This is a genomic window from Paracoccus alcaliphilus, assembly GCF_028553725.1.
GTDB lineage: Bacteria > Pseudomonadota > Alphaproteobacteria > Rhodobacterales > Rhodobacteraceae > Paracoccus > Paracoccus alcaliphilus.
The window spans coordinates 630001-652099 of record NZ_CP067124.1 but is presented as its reverse complement, the minus strand read 5'-3'; the positions used below and the strand labels follow the sequence as shown (position 1 = coordinate 652099).

The 22099-nt window shown below is 66.3% G+C and carries 23 protein-coding genes (1 of these 23 cut by a window edge); 11 read left to right on the top strand and 12 right to left on the bottom strand.

Going from position 1 to position 22099, the window contains the following annotated elements; genetic code table 11:
* Positions 1–76: 76 nt before the first annotated feature.
* From JHW40_RS03480 to JHW40_RS03455, 6 genes are all read left to right on the top strand, one after another.
* Positions 77–547, top strand: coding sequence for a DUF3576 domain-containing protein (locus JHW40_RS03480; protein WP_090611180.1), 471 nt, complete (start codon positions 77–79; stop codon positions 545–547).
* Between the two features lie 173 nt (positions 548–720).
* A complete protein-coding gene (gene leuS / locus JHW40_RS03475; RefSeq protein WP_090611181.1) occupies positions 721–3255 on the top strand; it encodes a leucine--tRNA ligase in 2535 nt (844 codons plus the stop codon).
* Complete coding sequence (gene lptE / locus JHW40_RS03470; RefSeq protein ID WP_090611182.1) at positions 3242–3736, top strand: LPS assembly lipoprotein LptE; 495 nt, start codon at positions 3242–3244, stop codon at positions 3734–3736. The genes leuS and lptE overlap by 14 nt, the downstream gene beginning before the upstream one ends.
* Positions 3733–4761: a DNA polymerase III subunit delta gene (holA, locus tag JHW40_RS03465; protein ID WP_090611183.1), complete on the top strand. Its 1029-nt coding sequence runs from the start codon at positions 3733–3735 to the stop codon at positions 4759–4761. Before lptE ends, holA begins: the two co-directional genes overlap by 4 nt.
* The gene (locus JHW40_RS03460; protein WP_090611184.1) at positions 4758–5966 is read left to right on the top strand and encodes a BaiN/RdsA family NAD(P)/FAD-dependent oxidoreductase; all 1209 of its coding nucleotides are present in this window, start codon (positions 4758–4760) and stop codon (positions 5964–5966) included. Before holA ends, JHW40_RS03460 begins: the two co-directional genes overlap by 4 nt.
* A 93-nt stretch (positions 5967–6059) precedes the next feature.
* On the top strand, positions 6060–6278 hold the full coding sequence (locus JHW40_RS03455; RefSeq protein ID WP_090611185.1) for a hypothetical protein: 219 nt from the start codon (positions 6060–6062) through the stop codon (positions 6276–6278).
* A gap of 3 nt (positions 6279–6281) precedes the next feature.
* On the opposite strand, the gene JHW40_RS03450 is transcribed toward JHW40_RS03455, so the two are convergent.
* The 6 genes from JHW40_RS03450 to JHW40_RS03425 form a co-directional block, all read right to left on the bottom strand.
* Positions 6282–6869, bottom strand: coding sequence for a glutathione S-transferase family protein (locus JHW40_RS03450; protein WP_090611186.1), 588 nt, complete (start codon positions 6867–6869; stop codon positions 6282–6284).
* Between the two features lie 49 nt (positions 6870–6918).
* The gene (locus JHW40_RS03445) at positions 6919–7335 is read right to left on the bottom strand and encodes a PaaI family thioesterase (RefSeq protein ID WP_090611187.1); all 417 of its coding nucleotides are present in this window, start codon (positions 7333–7335) and stop codon (positions 6919–6921) included.
* Between the two features lie 67 nt (positions 7336–7402).
* Positions 7403–7984: a transglycosylase SLT domain-containing protein gene (locus tag JHW40_RS03440; protein ID WP_090611188.1), complete on the bottom strand. Its 582-nt coding sequence runs from the start codon at positions 7982–7984 to the stop codon at positions 7403–7405.
* 69 nt (positions 7985–8053) lie between these two features.
* Positions 8054–9529, bottom strand: coding sequence for a glycerol kinase GlpK (glpK, locus tag JHW40_RS03435; protein WP_090611189.1), 1476 nt, complete (start codon positions 9527–9529; stop codon positions 8054–8056).
* 21 nt (positions 9530–9550) lie between these two features.
* Complete coding sequence (gene glpD / locus JHW40_RS03430) at positions 9551–11104, bottom strand: glycerol-3-phosphate dehydrogenase (protein WP_090611190.1); 1554 nt, start codon at positions 11102–11104, stop codon at positions 9551–9553.
* A gap of 30 nt (positions 11105–11134) precedes the next feature.
* Positions 11135–11494 (bottom strand): winged helix-turn-helix domain-containing protein, encoded by a 360-nt coding sequence (locus JHW40_RS03425; RefSeq protein WP_090611212.1) that lies wholly within the window; start codon positions 11492–11494, stop codon positions 11135–11137.
* A 124-nt stretch (positions 11495–11618) separates the two neighbouring features.
* Between JHW40_RS03425 and JHW40_RS03420 the strand changes: the two genes are divergently transcribed.
* The gene (locus JHW40_RS03420) at positions 11619–12800 is read left to right on the top strand and encodes an acetyl-CoA C-acyltransferase family protein (RefSeq protein WP_090611191.1); all 1182 of its coding nucleotides are present in this window, start codon (positions 11619–11621) and stop codon (positions 12798–12800) included.
* A 3-nt stretch (positions 12801–12803) separates the two neighbouring features.
* On the opposite strand, the gene JHW40_RS03415 is transcribed toward JHW40_RS03420, so the two are convergent.
* From JHW40_RS03415 to JHW40_RS03390, 6 genes are all read right to left on the bottom strand, one after another.
* Positions 12804–13703 carry a DMT family transporter gene (locus JHW40_RS03415; RefSeq protein WP_211657247.1) on the bottom strand — a complete coding sequence of 300 codons (900 nt, stop codon included), beginning with the start codon at positions 13701–13703 and terminating at the stop codon, positions 12804–12806.
* A 367-nt stretch (positions 13704–14070) separates the two neighbouring features.
* On the bottom strand, positions 14071–14673 hold the full coding sequence (locus JHW40_RS03410; RefSeq protein ID WP_090611192.1) for a queuosine precursor transporter: 603 nt from the start codon (positions 14671–14673) through the stop codon (positions 14071–14073).
* A gap of 89 nt (positions 14674–14762) precedes the next feature.
* Positions 14763–15707, bottom strand: coding sequence for an esterase-like activity of phytase family protein (locus JHW40_RS03405; protein ID WP_090611193.1), 945 nt, complete (start codon positions 15705–15707; stop codon positions 14763–14765).
* Positions 15680–16543 carry a penicillin-insensitive murein endopeptidase gene (gene mepA / locus JHW40_RS03400; RefSeq protein ID WP_090611194.1) on the bottom strand — a complete coding sequence of 288 codons (864 nt, stop codon included), beginning with the start codon at positions 16541–16543 and terminating at the stop codon, positions 15680–15682. Before mepA ends, JHW40_RS03405 begins: the two co-directional genes overlap by 28 nt.
* Complete coding sequence (locus JHW40_RS03395; protein ID WP_090611195.1) at positions 16540–17910, bottom strand: MFS transporter; 1371 nt, start codon at positions 17908–17910, stop codon at positions 16540–16542. Before JHW40_RS03395 ends, mepA begins: the two co-directional genes overlap by 4 nt.
* Before the next feature lie 43 nt (positions 17911–17953).
* Positions 17954–18514, bottom strand: coding sequence for an acyl-CoA thioesterase (locus JHW40_RS03390; RefSeq protein ID WP_090611196.1), 561 nt, complete (start codon positions 18512–18514; stop codon positions 17954–17956).
* Between the two features lie 144 nt (positions 18515–18658).
* Here JHW40_RS03390 and JHW40_RS03385 point away from each other — a divergent pair, with 144 nt between their 5' ends.
* The 4 genes from JHW40_RS03385 to JHW40_RS03370 all read left to right on the top strand — a co-directional run.
* Positions 18659–18952 (top strand): YggT family protein, encoded by a 294-nt coding sequence (locus tag JHW40_RS03385; RefSeq protein WP_090611214.1) that lies wholly within the window; start codon positions 18659–18661, stop codon positions 18950–18952.
* Entirely contained in the window at positions 18952–21000 is a 2049-nt protein-coding gene (recQ, locus tag JHW40_RS03380; protein ID WP_090611197.1) for a DNA helicase RecQ, read from the top strand. Before JHW40_RS03385 ends, recQ begins: the two co-directional genes overlap by 1 nt.
* A 117-nt stretch (positions 21001–21117) precedes the next feature.
* On the top strand, positions 21118–22014 hold the full coding sequence (msrP, locus tag JHW40_RS03375) for a protein-methionine-sulfoxide reductase catalytic subunit MsrP (protein ID WP_090611198.1): 897 nt from the start codon (positions 21118–21120) through the stop codon (positions 22012–22014).
* Positions 22014–22099 carry the 5' end (the start) of a protein-methionine-sulfoxide reductase heme-binding subunit MsrQ gene (locus JHW40_RS03370; RefSeq protein WP_090611199.1) on the top strand. The gene runs 535 nt beyond the window's last position, so the window shows 86 of its 621 coding nt (coding positions 1–86); its start codon is at positions 22014–22016; its stop codon lies off the right edge, out of view. The genes msrP and JHW40_RS03370 overlap by 1 nt, the downstream gene beginning before the upstream one ends.

The window sequence follows — 22099 nt, the reverse complement described above, 5'->3', positions numbered from 1 at the left end:
ATGCGCCAAGGCGCTTGTGGCGGCGGGGCAATCCGCGTTAAAGCTGCGGCTGACGCGACATTATCCGGGGGCTGGAATGAACACCGCACGCGCCGCGAAGCTGATCACCGCAACGGCCTTCTGCGCCGCGCTTGCCGCATGTGGCGGTGGCGGCAGCCGCGGCGGCTCTTCGGACGCATCGGACCGGTACGACCCCGACAGCCGCACGATCTGGGATCTGGTCCGCAGCAACGAGAGCCCGCATACCTCGGTCGGCGTGAACAAGTATCTGTGGAATGCCAGTCTGGAAGTGCTGGATTTCCTGCCGATCCAGTCGGTCGATCCGTTCACCGGCGTGATCGTGACCGGCTATGGCACGCCTCCGGGCGGGGGACGGTCCTATCGCGCGACGATCCGCGTGGCCGACCCGGCGCTGGATGCGCGCAGCCTGAAGCTGTCCTTGCAGGGGCCGGGCGGCGGCGCGGTCGAGCCCGGCACGGTGCGCGCGGTCGAGGATGCGATTCTGACGCGCGCGCGTCAATTGCGCATCCGGGACGGCCGGTTGTAAGGTCTGGTGCTGTGTGAAGGGGGCTGTCCGCCCCCTCGGCCGCAGGCGGCCTCACCCCCGAGGATATTTGCGCACCAGAGATGAGGCAGGCGGAAGGTCCGGTTGCGGGCCACTGGACCCTTCAGTCGCCGCCGTATAAACCCGGTGGCGACGAATGACGCCAAGGGTCCGACATGCCTTATGATCCCTCCAGCCTTGAGCCCCGTTGGCAACAGGCCTGGGCCGATGCCGCCAGCTTTACCGCCACGCGCGACGAGCGGCCGAAATATTATGTGCTGGAGATGTTCCCCTATCCTTCCGGGCGCATCCATATGGGCCATGTGCGCAACTATACCATGGGCGATGTGGTGGCGCGGTTCAAACGCGCGCAGGGGTTTTCGGTGCTGCATCCGATGGGCTGGGACGCCTTTGGCATGCCGGCCGAGAATGCCGCGATGGAGCAGGGCGGCCATCCGCGTGACTGGACCTATGGCAATATCGCCACCATGCGCGAGCAGCTGAAGCCGCTGGGGCTGTCCATCGACTGGAGCCGCGAATTCGCCACCTGCGACGATGAATATGTGGCCCGGCAGCAGGCGCTGTTTCTGGACATGCTGGAGGCCGGGCTGATCACCCGCAAATCGGCGCAGGTGAACTGGGATCCGGTCGATATGACCGTGCTGGCCAATGAGCAGGTGATTGACGGCAAGGGCTGGCGGTCCGGCGCGGCGGTGGAGCGGCGCGAGCTGACGCAGTGGTTCTTTCGCATCTCGGACTATTCCGAGGAGTTGCTGGCGGCGCTGGATGGGCTGAAGGGCTGGCCGGAGAAGGTGCGGCTGATGCAGTCGAACTGGATCGGCAAGTCGCGCGGGCTGCAGTTCCGGTTCGAGACGGTGGATCTGCCGGATTTCCCCGAGATCGAGGTTTACACGACGCGGCCCGATACGCTGCTGGGGGCCAGCTTTGTCGCGCTGTCGCCGGATCATCCGCTGGTCGGGCGGCTGGCCGCCGCCGATCCCGAGGTCGCGGCTTTCGTCGAGGAATGTCGCAGGATCGGCACCACCGAAGAGGCGATCGAGACGGCGCCGAAGCTGGGTTTCGATACCGGGCTGAAGGTGCGGCACCCGCTGGACGCGGAATGGGAACTGCCGATCTGGATCGCGAATTTCGTGCTGATGGATTACGGTACCGGCGCGATCTTCGGCAGCCCGGCGCATGATGAACGCGACCACGAATTCGCCACCAGATACGGGCTGGCGATCCGGGCAAGTTTTGGTCAGCCGGGCATGGATCAGGTGGCCGCCGATGCGCTGGTGGCGGATGCGCCGTTCACGCCGCTGAAATCCGAGGTCGTGACCTATGTGCGCGGTTTCGCGGGCGATACGGATCAGACCGGCGATGCGGCGGTCAGTGCCGCCATCGCCCATGCCGAGGCCGGTGGCTGGGGCAAGGGTGTGACCAAATACCGTCTGCGCGACTGGGGTATTTCCCGGCAGCGTTACTGGGGTTGTCCGATCCCGGTGGTGCATTGCGACGCCTGCGGCACGGTGCCCGAGGCGAAGGAAAACCTGCCGGTGCTGCTGCCGCAGGATGTGAGTTTCGACATTCCGGGCAATCCGCTGGACCGGCACCCGACATGGCGGCAGGCGACCTGCCCGAAATGCGGCAATGCGGCCCGGCGCGAGACCGATACCATGGACACTTTCGTGGACAGTTCATGGTATTACGCGCGCTTTACCTCGCCCCGCGCGGATACGCCGACGGATCGGGCCGATGCCGATTACTGGATGAATGTGGACCAGTATATCGGCGGTATCGAACATGCGATTCTGCATCTGCTCTATTCGCGGTTCTTTGCCCGGGCGATGGTCAAGACCGGGCATCTGCCCGAGGCGGCGAAAGAGCCGTTCGATGCGCTGTTCACGCAGGGCATGGTCACGCATGAGATCTATATGACCCGCGATGATCGGGGGCGTCCGGTCTATCACCTGCCCGAGGATGTGACGGACGGCAAACTGGCCGATGGTACGGCGGTGCAGGTCATCCCCTCGGCCAAGATGTCGAAATCCAAGAAGAATGTGGTCGATCCGGTCGATATCGTGACGGGCTTCGGGGCCGATACCGCGCGCTGGTTCATGCTGTCCGACAGCCCGCCCGAGCGCGATGTGGAATGGACCGCTGCCGGGGCCGAGGCCGCGCACAAGTTTCTGGCCCGCGTATGGCGGCTGGCGGATGAGACGGCCGAGGGAGAGGACGATCCCGATCTGAGCCGCGCCGCCCATCGCGCCATTGCCGATGTGACGAAATCCATCGAGGGTTTCGCCTTCAACAAGGCGGTGGCGAAGGTCTATGAGCTGGCCAATGCCGTCGGCAAATCAAAGGCCGGGGGCGAATCGCGCCGGGCCGTGCTGCGGATCATGGCGCAGCTGATGGGGCCGATGGTGCCGCATCTGGCCGAGGATGTCTGGACCATGGCCGGCGGTCAGGGCATGGTCGTCGATGCGCCCTGGCCCAAGGCCGACCCGGCGATGCTGGAGGATGACACGGTGACCCTGCCGATCCAGATCAACGGCAAGCGCCGGGCCGAGATCTCGGTGCCCAAAGACATGCCCAAGGATCAGATCGAGGCGCTGGTGCTGGCCGATGAAACGGTGCAGCGGTTCCTTGAGGGCGCGGCGCCGAAAAAGCTGATCGTGGTGCCGGGGCGGATCGTCAATGTGGTCGCCTGAGGGCATCACCCGCCGCGCGGCCCTGCTGGGGCTGCTGGCGGTTGCGGCCTGCGGGCTGACCCCGGTTTACGGGCCGGATGGGGCGGGCAGGCGGCTGTTCGGCCGCATCCGCCCGCAGGACCCCGAGACATTCGAGGATTTCGCCTTCAATCGCCGTCTGGCCGAACGGCTGGGCCCCGAGGCGGATGGCGCATTGCAGCTGGAATACCGGCTGAGCATCGGCGTCGTGTCGCAGGCCATCACGCCGGAAGAGGTCACCACGCGATATTCGCTGAACGGCACCGCCGATTTCGCGCTGCGGGACGCTGCGGGGGTGGTGCTGGTGCAGGGGCGGGTCAGCGGATTCACGTCCTATTCGACCACCGAGACCACCATCGCGACCCTGACCGCCGAGGCCGATGCCCGGCAGCGGCTGGCCCATATGCTGGCCGATCAGGTGGTCACGCGGTTGCTCGCGGCCTCGGACAAGTTGCCGCAATGATACTGAAGGGCGGGGAAATCGCGCGCTATCTGGCGCGTCCCGACCCGTCACGACCGGCCCTGCTGATCTATGGTCAGGATGCGATGCGGGTATCGCTGAAACGTGCCGAGGCGGTTGCAGCCCTTGTCGGTCCCGGCGCCGAAGAGGAAATGCGCCTGACGCGGCTGGCGGGGGCCGGGTTGAAAAAGGACCCCGCGCAACTGATGGATGCGGTCAAGGCGGTCGGATTCTTTCCCGGTCAGCGCGTCGTTCTGGCCGAAGATACGCCCGATGCGGGTGCCGATGGGGTCGGCGCGGCGATCGGCGCCTGGCAGCCGGGCGATGCGGTGATCGTGGTCACGGCGGGCGGATTGTCGAAATCCTCGGCCCTGCGCAAGTTGTTCGAAAATCATCGCGATGCGGTGGTCGCGCCGATCTATGACGATCCGCCGGGGGCCGAGGAAATCGGCCGCTGGCTGGAAGAGGCCGGGTTGCGCGATGTGCCCCGCGATGCGATGCGCGATCTGGGTGATCTGGCCCGCGCGCTGACGCCGGGCGATCTGCGGCAGGTGATCGAGAAGATCGGCCTGTATAAGCATGGCGATGCGACGCCGCTGACTCCGGGCGAGGTGGCGCTGATGGCGCCCGCAACCATCGAGGCCGATATCGACGAAGTGCTGCATGTGGTGGCCGAGGGGCGCGCGGACGAGTTCGGCCAGCTGATGCGGCGAATCGAGGGGCAGGGCATTACTCCGGTCAGTCTGTGCATCGCCGCGCTGCGTCATTTCCGGGCGCTGCATCTGGCCGCCTGCGATCCGGGCGGGCCGGGGGCGGGGTTGTCGCGGATGCGGCCTCCGGTCTTCGGGCCGCGCCGCGACCGCATGGCCCGGCAGGCGCAGAGCTGGGGGATGGGGCCGCTGGAGGACGCGCTGCGGCAGTTGCTGGATACGGATCTGGCGCTGCGCAGTTCGACCTCGGCCCCGGCCATGGCACTGGTCGAGCGGGTGCTGCTGCGGCTGGCGATGATGCCGAAAGGCAGGCGATGACGCTGACGCCCGATGCGCTGGTCATCGGCGCGGGGCCTGCCGGGCTGATGGCGGCCGAGGTCCTGTCGCAGGGCGGCGCATCGGTTCTGCTGGCCGAGGCGATGCCGACGCCCGCGCGGAAGTTTCTGATGGCGGGCAAGTCAGGGTTGAACCTGACCAAGGCCGAGCCTTTGGAGATGTTTGCGCTGCGGTTCAGCCTTGGCAGCGGGGGCTGTCTGCCCCCGCACCCCCGAGGATATTTCTGCACCAAAGATGGGGCATTTGGTCCGGAACAGGTGATGGACTGGGCGCGGGGGCTGGGGATCGGGTTGTTTACCGGCTCGACCGGGCGGGTGTTTCCGGTGGGGATGAAGGCATCGCCCCTGTTGCGGGCTTGGCTGGCGCGGTTGCGTGGGCAGGGGGTCGAGTTGCGGACCCGCTGGCGCTGGGTCGGGCTGGAGCAGGGGTTTCGGTTCGAGACGGCGCAGGGGGTGCGGCATGTGCGGCCCGGCGTCGCGGTTCTGGCGCTGGGGGGGGCAAGCTGGCCCCGGCTGGGTTCGGATGCCGCCTGGGTGCCGGTATTGCGTGAGGCAGGGGTGCCCGTAGTGGATTTCCGGCCTGCCAATATGGGATTCAGGGTGGCGTGGTCGGAACGGATGGCGCGTCATTTCGGCAGGGCCGTCAAGGGGACCCGGATCCGCGCGGGCGATCTGGTCACGCGCGGCGAATGGGTGATCGGGCGTTGCGGGATCGAGGGCGGAGCGATTTACGAAGTTGCCGCCGCCATCCGGGATGGGGCCCCGGCGGTCGTGGATCTGGCGCCGGATCTGGATCATGGGGCGCTGGCCGGGCGGTTTGCGAGGCCGCGTGGCAGGTTGTCGCTGGGCAACTGGCTGCGGAAGGTTCTGGGCGATCCGGTCAAGGTGGCGCTGCTGCTGGAATGGGGGCGGCCCTGGCCCGGCGATCCGGATGGCTGGGCGCGGCGGGCGGCTGCCTTGCCGTTGGACCATGCCGGGCCGATGGGGCTGGAGCGGGCGATATCCTCGGCGGGCGGCATCTGCTGGAGCGGGATCGGGCCGGGGTTGGAGTTGACGGCGCTGCCCGGCACCTTTGTCGCGGGCGAGATGCTGGACTGGGAGGCGCCCACCGGCGGCTATCTTCTGACCGGCTGTCTGGCCACTGGGCGGATCGCCGGGGCGGCGGCGCTGGAGAGGTTGCGGGGCTAGCGGCTACGACTTTCGCTGCATTGCGGCATGACGCTGATTCGGCTAGAAAAGAAGGACGGGGGGAAACCACTCGGACAAGCGAAAGGGTTTCCGATGGCACATACGATCACGCATTTCACGCCGGATATGCGACAGCGGCTGGATGGGCTGGTGGATCGTGTCGGCAAGGCCGTGAACAGCTATATCGACGGGCAGGCGCGGCGTGACGAGATGCAGGCGCCCGAGGACGGCAGCGACGAAGGCGCGGCGGGGACAGGGCTGCGGCATGATCGGATCATGCGTCATGTGCTGCGGCCCGGGGTCTGGGTCTGAGGGCTATCTTGCGGCGGCGCGCTGATAGGCGGGCCGCGCTTTCATCCGTTCCAGATAATCGGTCAGCCTGCTTTCGGTGATCGGGAATTTCGCCGTCAGCGCCCAGACCAGACAATGTGTCAGGATGATGTCGGGCACGGTCATGCGGTCGCCCATCAGGAATTCGCCTTCCGCCAGCCGATGGACCAGCACCTTCTGGCTGCGCTCGAATTCCCAGCGCAGGGTGTTCTTGATCGCCGACAGCCGCATTTCCTCGGGCAGCAGAAAGCTGTGCCGCGCCGCCAGCCACAGCGCCGCGTCGAATTCGTCCAGCAGGAACTGGGTCAGGCTGTCCTGACGCGCCCGGTCAAGCGTTCCCGCCGGATGGGTCAGGTCGCCATGACGGTCGGCCAGATAGGTCAGGATCGCCGTCGAATCGGTGATCGGGGTGCCGTCGTCGATCAGCACCGGCACCTTGCCCGTCGGGTTGAAGGTGACGACGCCTTCGCTGCGGGGTGTGGCGGCAACGTGCTGGAAGGGCAGGCCCAATTCCTCCAACAGCCACAGCACCCGCAGGGCGCGGCTGTTCGACGTGCCGATCACAACATACATCGTCTTTCCCCTTTCCCTCGATACGGGGTCTTCAGACATGGGGCCGCAGTCAGTCGGTCCAGTCAATGATCATCTGGGTCTGGGTGACGATCGCCGCGATCTTGCCGTCGCCTCGGGTGATGGTCGTCTGCCAGATCTGGGTGGTGCGGCCCAGATGCAGCGGCACCGCGACCGCCCGCGCCGTATCGCCCAGTCGCACCGGGCGCAGGAAGTTCGTCTTGCTTTCCAGCGTCGTGGTCGCCTTGCCTTCGGGCAGGTGCAGATGGGTGCCGGTGCCGCCTGCATTGTCGGCCAGACCCATGATCGCGCCGCCATGCAACACACCGTTGCGGTTGGACAGCAGGGGCGTGACCTCCATCTCGAATTCCACCCGCTCGGGCGTGGCCGAGATTGGCCGCGCGCCGATGTGATGGGCGTATTCGGGCTGGCTCTCGACCAGTTTGCGCAGCTGTTCGTCGTCTTTCATCCTGTCCCCGTCCTTGCTATCCGCTGCGATCATATCGCCGCAGCGCGGGAACGAAGGCAAGGGCGGATCAGGCGCGGCGGCAGGCCACCAGTTGCGAGCGGTAGAGGTTGGATCGCTGCCCGACCTCGGCGGCGACGCGCATCAGCCAGGCCTTGTTGCGATAGGTGCCGCGGGCAAAGCCGCTGCGCCCCTCGTGATAGGCCAGATATTGCGACGGCGCGTCCCATTTCGATATGCCCAGCCGCTGCGACGATCCGTGCATGTACCAGCCCATGAAATCGGTCGCGTCGGCGATGTCGTTGCGCTTGGCCCGGCGGTTGCCGGTTTCGCGCATATATTCCTCCCACGTGCCGTCCAGCGCCTGGGAATAGCCATAGGCGCTGCTTTGGCGTCCGATTGGAATCACCCCCAGCGCATATTGATGCGGCGTGCGCGCATCGCCGATGAATTTGGATTCCTGATGGATGGTTGCCATCTGGACATGCACCGGCACGCCCCAGCGCGCCTCGGTCCGTTTCATCGCCCGCAGATAGGCCGGTCGCTCGGCCACGATGGCGCAGGCGTTTTCAAGATTGCGGGGGGCCGAATAGTTGCCGCCACCGCAGGATGCGACCAGCGCCACGATCGCCAGTTTCAGAAACCTGTTCATCCTGCCCTCTTGTCGTTTTTCAGCAATCATAGGGAAAAACGCCGCAGGATAAAATCACAAAGCCTTGGATCACACCGAAAGGACTGCCTGAACGGCGCGTTTCCAAGCGGAATAACGCTGATCGCGGGTGGTGGCGTCCAGATCGGGCTGGAATCGACGGTCAAGCTGCCAGTCGCGGGCATATTCCTGCGGGCCGGGGCAGATGCCTGCGCGATAACCCGCCAGCCAGGCCGCGCCCTGCGCCGTGGTCTCGCTGTTCTTGGGCCGGTCCACAGGCGCGCCGATGATGTCGGCCAGAAACTGCATCGCCGGTTCGCTGGCAGTCATGCCGCCATCGACGCGCAGCACCGCATCGCCCGCATCGGGCCAGTCGGCGCGCATGGCCTCCAGCAGGTCGCGGGTCTGGAAGCCGACGCTTTCCAGCGCGGCGCGGGCCAGTTCGGCGGGGCCGGTATTGCGGGTCAGGCCAAAGACCGCCCCGCGCGCATCGGGCGCCCAATAGGGCGCGCCCAGCCCGGTGAACGCGGGCACGATGATGATGTTCTGGCTGGCATCCGCCTGCGCCGACAGGGCCTGCGTGTCCCTGGCATGCCGGATCAGTTGCAACCCGTCGCGCAGCCATTGCACCACCGCGCCCGCGACAAAGATCGAGCCTTCCAGCGCATAGGTCGTCCGGCCATCCAGCCGATAGGCGATGGTCGTCAGCAGCCGGTGGTCCGAGCGGATGGCCTGATCGCCGGTATTCAGCAGCGCGAAACAGCCGGTGCCGTAGGTCGATTTCAGCATGCCGGGCTGAAAGCAGGCCTGCCCGACCGTCGCCGCCTGCTGATCGCCCGCCACGCCCAGAATCGGGATCTCTCGCCCGAACAGGTCGGCGCGGGTCATGCCGAAATCGTCGGCGCTGTCGCGGACCTCGGGCAGCAGCGCGCGGGGCACGCCGAACAGTTCCAGCATTTCGTCGGACCAGTCGCCCTTGCGGATGTCGTACAGCATCGTGCGCGCGGCATTGGTGGCGTCGGTCACATGCGCCCGCCCGCCGGTCAGCTTCCAGATCAGGAATGTGTCCACGGTGCCGAAGGCCAGATCGCCCGCCTGCGCCCGTTCGCGCCCACCCTCGACGTTTTCCAGCAGCCAGGCGATCTTGGTGGCGCTGAAATAGGGGTCCAGCAGCAGCCCGGTGGTGGCGCTGACCAGATCCTCGTGGCCTTCCTGCTTCAACCGGGCGCAAAGCGCGGCGGTGCGGCGGTCCTGCCAGACGATGGCGTTATGGATCGGCTTGCCGGTCTTGCGGTCCCAGATCAGCGTGGTTTCGCGCTGATTGGTGATGCCGATGGCCTCGATCCGCGGGTTTCCCGCACGCTCGATGGCGGCGCGGGCGGTGGCGGCGGATGTGGTCCAGATATCGTCGGGGTCGTTTTCCACCCAGCCGGATTGCGGGAAATGCTGCGGAAATTCCTGCTGCGCGCTGGCCAGAACCGTCAGATCGGGGCTGAAGATCAATGCGCGGGACGATGTGGTTCCCTGATCCATTGCCAGAATCGTCATTGGCTTCCCTCCGTTCGATGTTCAGGCCGGGTTTCGGCTCATGTAATCCCCGATGGCGGTGATCTGGTCGGGCGACAGGCGCAGGCCCAGCTTGCTGCGCCGCCAGACGACGTCCCCGGCATGGCGGGCGAATTCATGGGTCATCAGCCAGCGCAGCTCGGCCTCGGTCAGGGTGGCGCCGAAATCGCGGCCCAGATCGGCGGCGCTGCCCGCCCCCGACAGGATCAGCGCCGCATCGGTGCCATAGGCGCGCACCAGCCGCCCGGCCCATTTATGGTCCAGAAACGGGTAATCATGCAGTAATTTCCCGATCAGCGCCGCCACGCCATCGACCGGGAAATCGCCGCCGGGCAGGGATGCGCCCGCTGTCCATGCAGGAGTGGCCTGCGGAAAATACGGCACCAGCTTTTCCAGCGCATGCTCGGCAAGCCGGCGATAGGTGGTGATCTTGCCGCCAAAGACGTTCAGGCAGGGCGGGCCATCGGCCTGCAATGACAGAACATAGTCGCGCGTCGCCGCCGTCGCTGTTTTCGCCCCGTCGTCATAAAGCGGGCGCACCCCGGAATAGGTCCAGGCGATCTGATCCCGCGTCACCGGCTGCGCGAAATATTCCGAGGCGAAGGCGCAAAGATAATCCTGCTCTTCAGGGGTGCATTCGGCGTCCAGCGGGCTGCCGTGATGATCGCGGTCGGTGGTGCCGATCAGGGTGAAATCGTCCTGATAGGGGATGGCAAAGATGATCCGACCATCATGGCCCTGAAAGAAATAGGCTTTTTCGTGGTCGAACAGGCGCGGCACGACGATATGGCTGCCGCGCACCAGCCGCACCGATTCCGACAGCGGCAGATGCGCCACGTCGCGGATGATCTGCCCGACCCACGGCCCGCCCGCATTGACCAGCGCGCGGGACCGGAAGACGCGCCCGTCGCTCAGCGTGATCCGCCACAGCCCATCGTCGCGCCGGGCCTCGGCCACCTGCGCGCCGACCATGATGCGGGCGCCGTGCTGTGCGGCGTCGCGGGCGTTCAGCGCCACCAGTCGCGCATCATCCACCCAGCAATCGCTGTATTCATAGGCCTTTTGCAGCCGGTCCTGCAACGGCGCGCCCTCGGGCGTGCCCTTCAGCGACAGCGAGGTCGTGCCCGGCAGGATCTTCCGCCCGCCCAGATGGTCGTAAAGAAAAAGCCCCGCCCGGATCAGCAGATTGGGCCGGTGGCCCTTTTTCCACGGCATCAACAGCGCCAGCGCCTTGCTGACCGGGGTGTCGCTTTCGAAGGTCATGCCGGGGTCCAGCGGCAGCACGAAACGCATCGGCCGGCTGATATGCGGCATGGCGCGCAGCAGCACCTCGCGTTCGCGCAGCGCCTCGCGCACCAGCCGGATTTCCAGATATTCCAGATAGCGCAGCCCGCCGTGGAACAGCTTGGTCGAGGCCGAACTGGTCGCCTGCGCCAGATCGCCCATTTCGGCCAGCGTGACCGACAAACCGCGCCCCGCCGCGTCGCGGGCGATGCCGCAGCCATTGATGCCGCCGCCGATGATGAACAGATCGCTGATCTGGGGCGTGTCGGGCATAGGCTCTCTGTCGTGTGGCATGGCGGCGGGTCAGTCGCGCAGCATGGCGGTCAGCGCGGCCAGATGATCGGCGCCCTGCCGTCGCAGCACGTCTTCCAGCGCGCGGTAATGTTCCAGCATCCTGCGCCCCTGATCGGTCAGCACCGCACCGCCGCCGCCCGATCCGCCACGGCTGCTGTCCACGACCGGCCGGGCAAAGGCGGTGTTCATTTCCTCGACCAGTGACCAAGCGCGCTTATAGCTCATGCCCATCTCTCGCCCTGCGGCCGAGATCGAGCCAAGCCGGTCGATCCGCTCCAGCAGGTCGGCCTTGCCGGGGCCCAGCACCAGCGGCGCGGCATATTCCAGCCGAAGTTTGATTTTGGTTTCGTCCGTGCTGTCCTGCTGCATGGCATATGTATCGGCCCGCGCCGCCAATCGTGCAAGTCCAAAGACGCAGCGGCAGGATGCGGTTTTCTGCGTTGCGACCGGTCTCTTCTGGGCTAAGCTTTGCGCAACATTGACGGAGGACAAGATGTCAGCAGAAGAAATCGTGATCCTGTCGGGTGCGCGCACGGCGATCGGCGGCTTCGGGGGCAGCCTGTCCTCGGTCCCGCCGATCGATCTGGCCGAAACGGTGATCCGCGCCGCGCTGGATCGGGCATCGCTTGCGCCGGACCGGGTCGGGCAGGTGGTGTTCGGACATGTCATCAACACCGAGCCTCGCGACATGTACCTCAGCCGCGTGGCCATGTTGCAGGCGGGCATCCCCGACACCACACCCGCCATGAACGTGAACCGGCTGTGCGGATCGGGCGCGCAGGCGGTGGTGTCCGCGATGCAGGCGCTGCTGTTGGGCGATGCGGATTTCGCCATCGCGGGCGGCGCCGAAAGCATGAGCCGCGCGCCCTATGCGGTGCCCTCGGCCCGGTTCGGGGCCAAGATGGGCGATCAGGTGATGCTGGACATGATGACCGGCGCGCTGACCTGCCCGATGGGCACCGGCCATATGGGCGTCACCGCCGAAAACGTCGCGGCGGAACATGACATCAGCCGTCAGGCGCAGGACGAATTCGCGCTGGAATCTCAGCGCCGGGCGGCGGCGGCGATTGCGGCGGGGTATTTCCAGGATCAGATCACCCCGGTTCAGATCAAGACCCGCAAGGGCGTCGTGGCATTTGAGGTGGACGAGCACCCGAAAGAGACCAGTCTGGACAAGCTGGCCGGTCTGAAGGCGGTATTCCAGAAGGGCGGCTCTGTCACGGCGGGCAATGCCAGCGGCATCAATGACGGCGCTGCGGCGCTGGTTCTGGCACGGGCGAATGCGGCGGGGCAGGCGGGTCTGACGCCCCGGGCGCGGATTCTGGGCTATGCCGTGGCAGGCGTGCGCCCCGAGGTGATGGGCATCGGCCCGATCCCGGCGGTTCAGGCGCTGCTGGCGAAAACCGGGCTGACGGCGGGCGATTTCGACGTGATCGAATCGAACGAGGCCTTTGCCGCGCAGGCGCTGGCGGTGAACAAGGCGCTGGGGCTGGACCCGGCCCGCGTGAACCCCAATGGCGGCGCCATCGCGCTGGGTCACCCGGTCGGCGCGACCGGGGCGATCCTGACCGTCAAGGCACTGGCGGAACTGGAACGCAGCGGTGGACGGCGCGGGCTTATCACCATGTGCATCGGCGGCGGTCAGGGCATCGCGCTGGCCATCGAGCGGCTTTGAACCCTAGCCGGCTGTCGCGGCCCCGCGCCGCGACAGCCGCAGCGCCGTGATTCCCGACAGGATGATGATGGTCGAGCCGATGATCGTCCACATATCCGGGCTTTCCCCGAAAACCAGCACACCGGCGATCATCGCAAAGACCAGCCTTGTATAGCGGAAGGGTGTGACCGCGCCGACCTCTCCGGTGCGCATGGCGATAGTCAGCGAGGTATAGGCCCCGATCCCCGCCACCGCCGCCGCCACCAGCCCCGCCCAAGTCGCGGCCGAGGGCATGACCGGCGCCGGACCAAAGGGCATGGCGATCAGGCCCGCGACGATCAGCATCGAAAAGCCCAGCACGCCCAACTGGCGGAAGGACAGGCTGGCGGGGGCGGCCCGCGTCGCCAGATCGCGCCCGGCAAAGCCCAGCATCCCGATGACGGCCAGCAGCGATAGCGGCCCGAAACCCTCGGTCCCCGGACGCAAGACCATCAGCACGCCCAGAAAACCCGCCATCACCGCAAGCCAGCGGCGCGGCCCGATGGTTTCGCCAAAGACGAAGACCGCGCCCACCATGACCACCAGCGGCGTCGCCTGAAGGATCGCCGAGGCGGTGGACAGCGGCGTCAGCGCGATGGCCAGCATGAAGAACAGCCGCCCGGTGACCTCCGACAGCGACCGCAGGATCATCGCGGGGCGCAGCATGTCGCGGCTCAGCGGGGTTTCGTCCGACAGGACGGCCCAGACGGCAAAGACGATCACGCCAAGCAGGCCAAAGCTGATCAGCACCTGCGAGATCGGCAATGAGGTCGCCGCCTGTTTCAGCAGCGTATCCTCGACGGCGAAAGCGGCCATTGCCAGCACCATGAACGCGGCGCCTTGCAGGTTCCATGCCGCGCCGTGGCGGGTTGTCTGGGTGGTCATCGGCGTTTCTCTGAGGATCATGGGTGGTATGGCCCCCTAGTCCCCCATTTGCCGGGCCGGGACAAGGCCGGGCGACGTTCCGCCCCATGCCGAGTGACCGATGTGGCCCGGCGACAACCGGGGCCGCAACAGAAACGGGCCGTCCAGATCAGACGGCCCGCGAGATCTACGGAGATGGTCCGGTTAGGGATGGAATAAGATCCGTCCGGTCCCAATCAGGGTTTACGACCCTTGGGGCTGCCCTCAGGCCACGGCCCCCCTGACTGTTCCGACACCTCTCTCCAATATCACTCTCGACACTGGACCACCTCCTTTCAATAAGTTGCCGTTGTAAGGGCAACCGTGACACAGATTGTTTTTCTGTCAATCAGATTTCTTGCCGACCTCGCAACAAATTGCGGACGATGATGCGAAATGGCACAAGAGTCAGTATTGCCAGCAACATCTTGACCAGCCAATCGGCAATTGCCAACGATATCCACAGCGACGTGACCGGACCCGCGCCCAGCAGCGCCACCTGCTCGTTCGCCCAGCCGGTATTGCCGTCTGCGGGCAGGGCGGCGGCAAAGGCGATGGTAAAGAACAGCGCCGTATCGACGCAGGACCCGATCATCGACGATGTCAGCGGCGCGACCCACCATTTGCGGTCGCGCAGGGTGTTGAAGACCACGATATCGGTCAGTTGGGCGCAAAGGAAGGCCGCGCCAGAGCCGATGGCGATGCGCAGGGTGGTCTTGTCCAGCCCGGCGGCGATCACCGAACACAGCACACCGGCGATGAAACCCGCGAAGACCACGCGGCGCGCGGCGGCGGGGCCATAGACGCGGTTCATCACCTCGGTCACCAGAAAGGCCAGCGGATAGGTGAACGCCCCCCAGGTCAGCCAGTTGCCGACCACGAATTGCACAAGGATGTTCGAGGCCACCACGATGATGGCCATGGCGAGGACGCCGGGCAGATAGCGGGTCATGGACGCGATTTCCGTTTTACAAGGTGGCGGAAGAACTCGGCCCCGCAAGGCGGGACAGCGCGGCCCATACGCCGCGCCTGCCGTCCTTGTCAATCTTGCGGCTTGATCGGCGCTGATGCGGCGGTCTCGGTCGGGTCCTGTTCGATCACGCGGTATTCGACCAGTTCGGTGCGCTGGACGAACAGGAAATTGTCGTCCGAGATCATCGTCAGCCGCACGCCGTGACCGTCATGCCATGCGGAAATGCCCTCCAGATTGTCATATTGCAGCGGCCGGGTCTCCAGCAGGATTTCCTCGTTTATCGGGCCGGTTTCGGTCAGCTGCATCCGCCGCACGCGCGAGGAAAAGCCGAGGATGCCGTGAAAGCCGCGCTCGAGCAGATAGAACCAGCCGTCCGGGCCGTAATCGGACCCGACCGGGCGCCATTCTCCGTCGCGGCGGATCGTATAGGGCTGGCTCCATTCGTCATCGCGGAAATGCAGCACCGGGAAGGGATCGTCGGGCGACAGCGAAAGTTCCGGCATGGTCATCAGCGTGCCGTCGGGCAGGATCGCCAGTGATTCGAAGCCAAGATTGACCTTCAGTTCCGGCAGGCGCGGCGGGCGGGGCAGGCGGGTGGCGGCGGCATCCGGGTCGGCATAGCCGGCGATGCGGTTCAGCCCCTCGAAGCTGATCCAGATGGTGCCGTCGGCGCCGATGGCGATGCCTTCGCTGTCGCCCTGAAAGCCGGGCTTCAGCGGCACCCCGGCGCTGTCCTTCAGATGCGCGCGACCGGCGATGTTCATGCCCCGGATGCGGCCTTCCGCGTCGCGGTCGATGCTGCCCCAGAACAGTTGCGCCCGGTCGGACAGGGCGTGAAAGCCGTGGCCGTCCTCGCTGATCTCGATGCCGGAAAAGCCGCCGAAATGGCTGACCTTTTCGCGCCAGACGAAGGTTCCGACATGTTCCAGCACAGCGGCCGGCGCAGGGGCGCCGGCCGTCAGCAGAATGATGGTCGCCGTCGCGATCAGGGTGCCGAGGCGACAGTTTGGCATTGTGCGGGCAATTCGCTCATCCGATAGGTGCGGGGGTGGCGGTAATTGGGATCGGGCGGCACGGGTTTGACGCGGCTGGGATCGATCCGGTTGCGGATCCATTCGCGCGCCTCTTCGCAGCCGTCGCCCGGCGGGGGCGGGTCCTGCACCCGGCAGATCGAGCCTTGCGGGCAGGCCAGCCGGACATGGAAGTGATAGTTGTGGGCGTTGATCGGGCGCACCTTGTTCAGCCAGCGCCGGTCGCCGGTCTCCATCTGGCACATGGCGACCTTGGCGACGGGATCGACCAGAATGCGTTCCACGCGCGGATCGCGGGCGGCGGCACGCATGATCGACATATGCCCCGGCGTCCAGTGGTTCGACAGTTGCGTGCCCGCCTGATTGGTGACCGAGACCGAGGACAGGTTCTCGCGCTGCTGCGGCGACAGGTTCAGCGAGGATGGCGGCAGCATCCAGATATCGGCGTCCAGCCCCAACTGGTGGCTGGCATGGCCGGAGGTCATCGGCCCGCCGCGCGGCTGGCTGATATCGCCGATGTACAGCCCCGGCCAGCCCGCCTGCTGCGCCGCGCGCGACAGGCCGATCAGGAACTCGATCATCTGCGGGTGGCCCCAGTTGCGGTTGCGCGACAGGCGCATCGCCTGCCAGCTTGGCCCGGATTCGGGCAGTTGCACGAAGCCCTGCCCGCAACCCTGCGAGTAAAAGCCGATCGACACCGCCGGCCCCTGCGACGCGGCGCGAAAGCCGCCGAACACATCCTTGGCCAGCGGATCTGCCGCCGCCGGTGCGGCCAGCCCCAGCATCAGGGCCGCCGTCGTCAGAATTTTGCGGATCACTGTTCTGTCTCTCCCTCCGGTTTGACCCAGACTAGCAAGACCAGCGCCAGAAGGAACATCACGATCACAGGAGAGAAGCCGATGCGCTGATTTCCGACCAGATCGGTCACGAGGGCGATGGAAAACGGCGCCAGAAACGCCGTCGCCTTGCCCGACAGCGCATAGAGGCCAAAGCCCTCGGTCGCGCGCTCCTCGGTCGTGTGGCGCACCATCATCGTGCGGCTGGCGGCCTGCAACGCGCCGCCCGCGCCGCCGATCAGCATGCCGCAGCCGAAAAAGATCAGGTCCGGCAGGCGCAGCCCTGCCAGCATCGGCTGCGCGGGCGCGGTGACGCCGAAGATCGTGTTGCGGTCCATGCCGATGATGATGGTACAGACCACGATCAGCATCAGGCTGCACAGGATGATGACGGGTTTCGGCCCCCAGAGGCGATCGGCGCGACCGCCCAGCCAGCTGACGAAGGTCGCCGCCACCGCGCTGACGACGCCGAAGACCCCGGCCAGAAACACCGGCCAGCCCAGCACCGTGCCCGCATAGACCCCGCCAAAGCCGTAAAGCGCATTCAGCGCGTCCCGCGACAGCATCGAGGACAGCAGCCACATCGCCAGGCTGCGGCGGTTGCGCAGGCTGCGGATCAGCGCCCACAGGTCGCGCATCGCCACGCCCAGCCGGATCGGCTGGCGCGGGCCGCGCGGTTCGCGCACCCACAGAAAGAACGGCACCATGAAGATCACATACCAGATCGCCACGAAGGGACCGACAAAGCGGGTGCCCTCGCGCAGTTCAGGGTTCAGCCCGAACAGCGGCTCCAGCCCGGCCAGCGTCCTGCCTGACGGGGTTTCCTGAAACAGCGCCAGCATCAGCGCCAGCGCGATCACGCCGCCCAGATAGCCGAAGGCATAGCCCGAGCCCGACAGGCGGCCGATCTCATCGCGCGGCGCCAGTCCGGGCAGCAGGGCATTGGTGAAGATGGTCGCGAACTCGACCCCGATCAGGCCGATGCCGAACAGCGTCACCGCCTGGATCAGCGCCGGCTGGTTGGGCATCAGATACCACAGCCCTGCCGCGCCGATGACGTAAAGCCCCGAGAACAGCCAGATCCACGGCATCCGCCGCCCCGACGTATCGGCGATGGCGCCAAGGATCGGCGCCAGCATGGCGATCACCGCGCCGCTGATCGCCAGCCCGTAACCCCACAGCGTCTGCGCCTTCGCGCCCGCCAGCGTGATGCTGTCGCCCATGGCGATGAAATGGCGTTGTGCGACCTCGGCGAAATAGATCGAGAAGACGAAGGTCAGCAGCAATGTATGATAGGGTTGGCTGGCCCAGTCGAAGAACCACCAGCCCCAGATCCTCTTGCGGTCCATGCCTGCCCCTTCCTGTCGCTTGGCGCAATAAGGCAGGCTGCGGTCAGGCTGACAAGAGTGCTTTTGCTTCAAGGGGTAATTCGGGGGGCCATGTCCGCTGCGCATCCGCCTCGATCCATGCGGCGACCCAGCCGGGCAGGGCGGGGCTGTCGGGGCTGTGCCCCAGCGCGGCCAGCACCTGACCCGGATCGACGATGCCCGCCGGGGATGTCACCGCCGAACGCAGCAGCATCTGGTTGCAGCACTCGCCGCGCCGCCACATGCTTTGCTCCATATAGAAGAAGCGGTGATCCCAGCCGACCATCCGCGACACCATCGAGAAACGGTCGAACATGCGGATGCGGCGGCGATAGCGGGTCGAGTTTCCGGCCACGGTGATGCCCCAGCCCCGCTGCCGCAGGATCGGCACCAGCCCCACGCGCTGCGCCATCGGAATGCGGCCCAGATCATAAAGCGTCAGGGTGCGGCCGTTGTTCAGCTCGATCCACGGGTCCAGATCCCAGGGCCAGCAGATATGGGTCGAGACATGCGCCTCCAGCGGCCCGAGGCGCGGGGCATTGCGGAACTTGATCATTTCCTTGACGAAGCGCAGCAGCGGATACATCGGCGTCCCTTCTGGCAGTTTGGCGCGGATCAGACCGGCTTGGCGCGGCGGATGGGCAAGGTCAACCACCGACGCGGCGGCAACCGGGTTGCGCCCGGCCCCCGGCGCGGCCATACAGTGCGGGAAAGCGACAAAGAGGGCACGATGGTAACGCTTTATCAGGCATTGCAACTGATCCTTCAGGTGCTGTGGTTCATCATGATCGTCCACATCATCATGTCGTGGCTGATCAATTTTCAGGTGCTGAACCTGCGTCAGCCACTGATCGCGCAGCTGTGGGACGGGCTGAACCGGCTGCTGGAACCGCTTTACGGCCCGATCCGCAATATCCTGCCCAATACCGGCGGGCTGGATCTGGCGCCGCTGGTTCTGTTCATCATCATCATCATCCTGCAGCGCGCGCTGGCGAATAACGCAGGCTTCTTTTACGGCATGTGATGCTGGACCGGCCAACAGCGGGCGATCTGCTGCGGCAGGTCTGGGGGTTCGACGGTTTCCGCCCCGGTCAGGGCGAGATTGTCGAGGCCGTGGCCGAAGGCCGGGACGTGCTGGCGATCATGCCCACCGGCGGCGGCAAGTCGCTGTGCTTCCAGCTGCCCGCGCTGATGCGCGAGGGGCTGACGGTCGTCATTTCGCCGCTGATCGCGCTGATGCGCGACCAGGTCCGCGCCCTGACCGAGGCCGGGGTGGCGGCGGGGGCGCTGACCTCGGGCAATACGCAGGATGAAACCGATGCGGTGTTCGAGGCGCTGTCGCGCGGCGGGCTGAAGCTGCTTTATATGGCGCCGGAACGGCTGGCTGCGGGCGGGACGGTGAACCTGCTGCGCCGCTCTGGCGTGACGGCGATCGCCGTGGACGAGGCGCATTGCGTCAGCCAGTGGGGCCATGACTTCCGCCCCGACTATCTGCGCATCGGCGATCTGAAACGCGCACTGGACGTGCCGCTATCGGCCTTTACCGCCACCGCCGATGCCGAGACCCGGGCCGAGATCGTCACCCGCCTGTTCGACGGGCAGGACCCCACGACCTTCCTGCGCGGTTTCGACCGACCCAATATCCGGCTGGCCTTCCAGCCCAAGGACAGCCCGCGCAAGCAGCTTTTGAACTTTGCCGCAGCGCGGCGCGGCCAGTCCGGTATCGTCTATTGCGCCAGCCGCGCCCGGACCGAGACCCTGGCGGCAGCGCTGGAACAGGCGGGTCACGCCGCCGTCGCCTATCACGGCGGTATGGAGGCGCTGCATCGTCGCGCAGTGGAAACCCGTTTCCAGCGCGAGGACGGGCTGATCGTCGTCGCCACCATCGCCTTCGGCATGGGTATCGACAAGCCGGACATCCGCTGGGTGATGCATTCCGACCTGCCCAAGTCGATCGAGGGCTATTATCAGGAAATCGGCCGCGCCGGGCGCGACGGCGACCCGGCCGAGGCGCTGGCGCTTTATGGTCCCGACGATATCCGCCTGCGCCGCACCCAGATCGACGAGGGGCTGGCCGAGGACGCCCGCAAGGCCGCCGATCACGGCCGGCTGAACGCGCTGCTGGGACTGGCCGAGGCCACAGGCTGCCGCCGCCGTCAGTTGCTGGGCTATTTCGGCGAAACGCTGGAGGGCGATTGCGGGAATTGCGATCTCTGCGCCAGTCCGCCGCGTCTGTTCGATGCCACGCAGGCGGTGCGCAAGGCGCTGTCGGCGATAGTGCGGACCGGCGAATGGTTCGGCGCGGGCCATCTGATCGACATCCTGACCGGCAACCAGACCGAAAAGGTGCGCGAGCGCGGCCATGACCGCCTGCCGACCTTCGGCGTCGGCCGCGAATACGGCAAGGGCCAGTGGCAGGCGATCTTCCGGCAGATGATGGGCCGCGACCTGTGCCGCCCCGACCCCGCCCGCCACGGCGCGCTGCATCTGACCGAGGCCGCCCATCCGGTGCTGCGCGGCGATCAGCCGGTGACGCTGCGCCATGATGTGACGCAGCGCGAAAAGCCCGCCGTGGTCCTGCGCACGCAGGTCTCGGAAGAGGACGAGCCACTGCTGTCGGCGCTGAAGGCCAAACGCCGCGCGCTGGCCGAGGCGGCGCGCGTGCCCGCCTATGTCATCTTTCCCGACCGCACCCTGATCGAGATGGCCGAGCGCCGCCCCCGCGATCTGGACGAAATGGCGCAGATCAACGGCGTCGGCGCGAAAAAACTGGACAGCTATGGTCGCGCCTTCCTTGAGGTGATCGCGGGCGAGGTGTCCGACATGCACCCGATGCGGCGCAAGCTGGCGGGGCGGCCCGAAGGTGCGCTGTTCGACCGGCTGGTCGAGGCCCAGAACCGGCTGATGCGGGGCGAGGACGGCACCGAAAAGCCGCTGTCCTGTTCGACCGGGCAGATCAAACGCATCGCCGAGACCCGGCCCGCCGATCCCGCCGCCCTGTCGCGACACCTTGATTCCGCGCGGATGGAACGGTTCGGCGCGGCCTTTCTGGCTGAAATCAGCGCCGGATAACCCTCTTTCGATCAGGATTGCGTGAAACCGGCATCGCGATTGTGACGCGGGCGGGTTTTGCGGCGTAACCTCTGGCATGGTCTTTCTGGCGATGCGGCAGCAATCCGGGGTGTGGCGATGAAACTGAACTGGTCCGACGTGACACCACGCGCCGATTACCTGAACCGTCGCAGCTTTATCGCGGCTGGCGCTGCGCTGGCATCCGCGCCCGCATGGGCGCTGACCGGCAGGCCGTCGCAACTTTCCACCGATGAGAAACCGAACACGCTGGAGCAGATCACCAACTATAACAATTTTTATGAATTCGGCACCGGCAAAGAGGACCCGGCCCGTCACGCGGGCGCGCTGACCACCGATCCCTGGTCGGTCGAGATCGGGGGCATGGTGGACCGCCCCGGCCAGTATGGTGTCGAGGATCTGGCCCCCGACAACGCGCTGGAACAGCGCATCTATCGTCTGCGCTGCGTCGAGGGCTGGTCGATGGTGATTCCCTGGATCGGGGTGACGCTGGCCTCGGTGCTGGATCGCGTGGGCGTGCAGTCCGGCGCGAAATACGTCGAGTTCCGCACCCTGCTGCGCCCCGAAGAGATGCACGGCCAGCGTTATCCGCTGCTGACATGGCCCTATATCGAGGGGTTGCGGCTGGACGAGGCCACCCATCCGCTGACGATTCTGGCGACGGGTCTTTATGACGAAGTGCTGCCCAACCAGAACGGCGCGCCGATCCGGCTGGTGGTGCCGTGGAAATATGGCTTCAAATCCATCAAGTCGATTGTCCGCATCATCCTGACCGACCAGCAACCGGCCTCGACCTGGCAGCGTATGCAACCGCGCGAATACGGATTCTATGCCAATGTGAATCCGCAGGTGGACCATCCGCGCTGGTCGCAAGCAACCGAGCGGCGGATCGGCGCGGGCCTGTTCGGCGGACGGCAGGAGACGCTGATGTTCAACGGCTATGGCGATCAGGTGGCGCAGCTCTATGCCGGGATGGATCTGGCGAAAGATTATTGATGGCGGCGTGGCTGAACCGCTGGCTGCGGCGGATACCCGTCTGGCTGGTCTGGCTGCTGGGGCTGATTCCGCTGGCATTGCTGAT

Excerpts from the sequence above, each read along its gene's own strand:
- JHW40_RS03480 (WP_090611180.1), top strand. The coding sequence starts at position 77 with ATGAACACCGCACGCGCCGCGAAGCTGATCACCGCAACGGCCTTCTGC.
- leuS (WP_090611181.1), top strand. The coding sequence starts at position 721 with ATGCCTTATGATCCCTCCAGCCTTGAGCCCCGTTGGCAACAGGCCTGG.
- lptE (WP_090611182.1), top strand. The coding sequence starts at position 3,242 with ATGTGGTCGCCTGAGGGCATCACCCGCCGCGCGGCCCTGCTGGGGCTG.
- holA (WP_090611183.1), top strand. The coding sequence starts at position 3,733 with ATGATACTGAAGGGCGGGGAAATCGCGCGCTATCTGGCGCGTCCCGAC.
- JHW40_RS03460 (WP_090611184.1), top strand. The coding sequence starts at position 4,758 with ATGACGCTGACGCCCGATGCGCTGGTCATCGGCGCGGGGCCTGCCGGG.
- JHW40_RS03455 (WP_090611185.1), top strand. The coding sequence starts at position 6,060 with ATGGCACATACGATCACGCATTTCACGCCGGATATGCGACAGCGGCTG.
- JHW40_RS03450 (WP_090611186.1), bottom strand. The coding sequence starts at position 6,869 with ATGTATGTTGTGATCGGCACGTCGAACAGCCGCGCCCTGCGGGTGCTG.
- JHW40_RS03445 (WP_090611187.1), bottom strand. The coding sequence starts at position 7,335 with ATGAAAGACGACGAACAGCTGCGCAAACTGGTCGAGAGCCAGCCCGAA.
- JHW40_RS03440 (WP_090611188.1), bottom strand. The coding sequence starts at position 7,984 with ATGAACAGGTTTCTGAAACTGGCGATCGTGGCGCTGGTCGCATCCTGC.
- glpK (WP_090611189.1), bottom strand. The coding sequence starts at position 9,529 with ATGACGATTCTGGCAATGGATCAGGGAACCACATCGTCCCGCGCATTG.
- glpD (WP_090611190.1), bottom strand. The coding sequence starts at position 11,104 with ATGCCCGACACGCCCCAGATCAGCGATCTGTTCATCATCGGCGGCGGC.
- JHW40_RS03425 (WP_090611212.1), bottom strand. The coding sequence starts at position 11,494 with ATGCAGCAGGACAGCACGGACGAAACCAAAATCAAACTTCGGCTGGAA.
- JHW40_RS03420 (WP_090611191.1), top strand. The coding sequence starts at position 11,619 with ATGTCAGCAGAAGAAATCGTGATCCTGTCGGGTGCGCGCACGGCGATC.
- JHW40_RS03415 (WP_211657247.1), bottom strand. The coding sequence starts at position 13,703 with ATGACCACCCAGACAACCCGCCACGGCGCGGCATGGAACCTGCAAGGC.
- JHW40_RS03410 (WP_090611192.1), bottom strand. The coding sequence starts at position 14,673 with ATGACCCGCTATCTGCCCGGCGTCCTCGCCATGGCCATCATCGTGGTG.
- JHW40_RS03405 (WP_090611193.1), bottom strand. The coding sequence starts at position 15,707 with ATGCCAAACTGTCGCCTCGGCACCCTGATCGCGACGGCGACCATCATT.
- JHW40_RS03395 (WP_090611195.1), bottom strand. The coding sequence starts at position 17,910 with ATGGACCGCAAGAGGATCTGGGGCTGGTGGTTCTTCGACTGGGCCAGC.
- JHW40_RS03390 (WP_090611196.1), bottom strand. The coding sequence starts at position 18,514 with ATGTATCCGCTGCTGCGCTTCGTCAAGGAAATGATCAAGTTCCGCAAT.
- JHW40_RS03385 (WP_090611214.1), top strand. The coding sequence starts at position 18,659 with ATGGTAACGCTTTATCAGGCATTGCAACTGATCCTTCAGGTGCTGTGG.
- recQ (WP_090611197.1), top strand. The coding sequence starts at position 18,952 with ATGCTGGACCGGCCAACAGCGGGCGATCTGCTGCGGCAGGTCTGGGGG.
- msrP (WP_090611198.1), top strand. The coding sequence starts at position 21,118 with ATGAAACTGAACTGGTCCGACGTGACACCACGCGCCGATTACCTGAAC.